The organism is Arthrobacter sp. NPDC057009, from assembly GCF_042673905.1.
Taxonomy (GTDB): Bacteria; Actinomycetota; Actinomycetes; order Actinomycetales; family Micrococcaceae; genus Arthrobacter.
On sequence record NZ_JBHUSB010000052.1, the window covers coordinates 1 to 2202 of the forward strand.

Genomic DNA, 2202 nt, shown 5'->3' on the forward strand with positions numbered 1-2202 from the left:
CGAAACCTCATCCCCGGCCAGAGCCAGGGGCGAGGCAACCGCATACTTTCTCCCACCACGGCGCGACAGCGACGCTGGACCGCTAGTCCATTTTCCTCGGGACCTCTCTATCGGTGTCTGGTAGGAAGGGTTAGGGTCGTTGTACTCGACATAGGGGTCGTAGCATGCAGCAGCTGGCGAACTTATTGATTCTGCTTTCCCTTTTAGTGAGCCTACCCACCCTCGCCTATTTGAGGAAACACCCGCACACGAAGGGTAAACCCTATACTGGCAAGCCACGCAAACTCATGATGACGTCAATCTTTTTGAGCGCGTGCTGCTTGGTCGTCGCAGGCTTTCTAATTTTCTCCCGTCCCTGAGAGATGGCGCATGCACCATTTTCATGGTGATTTCCCGCGAGGCGGCACAGTGCATGCGCCGTGAGAACATCTGTGCCAGGCCAGCTCTGGCTGCCTGTTCGCAAGCATGTCATTCTCGGAACTACATTCGCAGCAAATTGCACGAATGCACCGACTGGCCACTTGGCCGTGTCAGTTTCCGGACGTCCTCGCTCGACGGTCGAGACGGCTGGCCAAGATCACCCGGCCACGGTCCAGGATCTCTGTGATGACGCGTTGCTCGTGGTCATCGAAATACGGGCTGTAGTGCTCACCCGGGGGAGTGATACTGGGGAGGTTATTGCCGTAGAAGAGTTTGTCGTAGCACTTGTCGGCCTCTGGTCCTCGGTCATCCAGTGGTGCGTTCACGCTGCGTGCAATGTCGCCGAGGAGGTTCCACGCATTCAGCAGCTGCGCGCAGATTTCATCTGATGCCGGCAAATGGAGAAGTTCTTCGATCCCGTCAAGGTTTTGAGGTTCCTCGTTGCCTGCTTCCAATGTGAGGTTGTGTTGCCGGGCCAACTCGGAAAATTCCTCTTGAGTGCGGGCCCATACGATCTGGCCCTTAGAGACGAGAACACCGTCGGTATCGCCTTCATCGCCAGCTTCGTCGTCCGTTTGCCACACGAGGCCAAGCTTCTGACCTTGAAATTGGATCCAGTACGGGTACGACATCCTCATCCGCGAATCCTATCTGCCGAACTCGCCAACTCTGACCGTCGGATTACCAGGAGCCGAACCTCAGGCGGTCACTGCTGATCTCTTGGAGGGTGGGATCTCATTCCCTGAGCGCATCCTGGCACAAGCGGCGGCAGGCCAGCACATTGCTGATCAATGGCTACGGCAGGAAGTAGGCGAACTGGGCGCGCTACGGCGAGCTGTGACGGCCGGAAGATGGCGAGCCTCTGCCTAACCGCTCGCGCAGTGCATGGTCCGCCCGCCGCACCAGGCGCTCCCGTGCGTTGAACAGCCTCTCGAATACGGGGCCGCCCCGTTCCGGAACAAGCTTGAGGCCCGCAAAGAGCGCCGCAAGCAAGCCAAAGGCCAGCGCAACGGCTGCGAGGACCGCATTGAGCCACGGCCGGTCGGCCCAGTCTTGAGGTGTGCCCACAGCGATGACGCGGCTCGGATTTTCGGGGTCGCGGACGACTTCAACCGTCGTTCCTGGAGTCGGCTCCGGAATGAACCACCCGTAGTCTGCCTGGACCTCCTCACCACGGAGCAGGACATAATAGGTATCGTCACCCCGCGCCGCGTCGACGACCTCGACGAGCGTCGCCGACTCTCGGGGCTGGCTCGCAACAAGCTTCCCGGTTCGCTCGAAATCAGCTCCGCCTAGAAGCGCGGGCACAATAACGCAAGCCAGGGCCAGCAGCACGGTGACTACGGCGAGAAGGTCTCTGACGGGCAACGGCCAAGTAAGAACCTTGTCCCACATTGTTTCTTCTCGCTCCAACAGCCGCATGCGCACGTCGTCCCTCCATGCGAGCAGCCGCCCCAGCTGTCGGCGGGGTCCTTGCCGGCGTGGACGGAACTTCTTGTCTGGCACCATGCCCCCTTCGCCTTGTCCGATGAGACTACAACGGTCAGCCCTCAAGGAATGTCTAACCGCGCGTGGTGATGAAGGCTACAGCCAGCGAATGCAAGGAGCGGCCAAATGCTCCGACACAGCCCAGAGCGGGGTCGCCCGCCCCGCCAGTCGAACCCTTCACGGCACAGTCCCGTTCGCCAGGTCTAATACGAAAGTAAGGTTCGTCAGGCTGCGGTGGCCGGGGTGATGGTGACGTTGAAGCCTAGGCTGTTGAGTTTTTTGATGGCGTTGTTC

At 59.9% G+C, this 2202-nt stretch carries 2 protein-coding genes; both read right to left on the bottom strand.

The window, feature by feature from the left end; genetic code table 11:
* Window positions 1–530 precede the first annotated feature (530 nt).
* Entirely contained in the window at window positions 531–1058 is a 528-nt protein-coding gene (locus ACFTR6_RS22045; protein WP_087871876.1) for a hypothetical protein, read from the bottom strand.
* 187 nt (window positions 1059–1245) lie between these two features.
* The gene (locus ACFTR6_RS22050) at window positions 1246–1842 is read right to left on the bottom strand and encodes a hypothetical protein (RefSeq protein WP_377959478.1); all 597 of its coding nucleotides are present in this window, start codon (window positions 1840–1842) and stop codon (window positions 1246–1248) included.
* Between the last annotated feature and the right edge of the window lie 360 nt (window positions 1843–2202).